Genomic DNA, 562 nt, shown 5'->3' with positions numbered 1-562 from the left:
AATCAATCGCTGCGATCACACGCTTCCTCAGGTCCATGGAAAGTGGCTTGCCCATCGCTGCCCCCAGTATCTGCCCCAGGGTCAGTGAATCAGTCACTCGGCCGAATGGGAATCCCCAATCGATTCATGTCGGTGGGCAAACGCTCTAAAACACGCCCTTCTTCCAGTGCTGGAGCAGTCCAGAACCGAATTACAAGGTTAACGCCACTTGAGGCAGCGTTGGATGAGTTCGATGCGGCTATTGAGAAGGCAGAGCGAATGATACGCCGTTCATCCGCCGCCCCCACGAAAGAGTTCTATGAAGCTTCTTTTCGCATATCAGTTGGCGTCCTGAACTTCAGCTCTAAAAATGTGCTAGAGTACCATAACGCCGTTTCCGACACGACAGCTAAGCTATCAGCACTCACGCGTTGGATTGGAAACATAATAAGTCAAGACCCTGACATTGCTGCAAAGCTTGGTGAAGATATTAGAGCGTTTTCCGATCAATCTGCATCGTATCCGCAGGCGGCGAAGTAGTTTTCGCATTCCTGGTGCGTGAAGCAGTCGATGAGTTCGCCGA

At 51.4% G+C, this 562-nt stretch carries 1 protein-coding gene; it reads left to right on the top strand.

What is annotated here, in order from left to right; genetic code table 11:
* Positions 1-219 precede the first annotated feature (219 nt).
* Positions 220-519, top strand: coding sequence for a hypothetical protein (locus P1J78_RS25130; RefSeq protein ID WP_275570100.1), 300 nt, complete (start codon positions 220-222; stop codon positions 517-519).
* The last annotated feature ends 43 nt before the right edge of the window (positions 520-562 follow it).

This window comes from Psychromarinibacter sediminicola, from assembly GCF_029168335.1.
Lineage (GTDB): Bacteria > Pseudomonadota > Alphaproteobacteria > Rhodobacterales > Rhodobacteraceae > Psychromarinibacter > Psychromarinibacter sediminicola.
The sequence above is the reverse complement of the archived record's forward strand: the minus strand, read 5'-3'. Positions and strand labels throughout refer to the sequence as shown.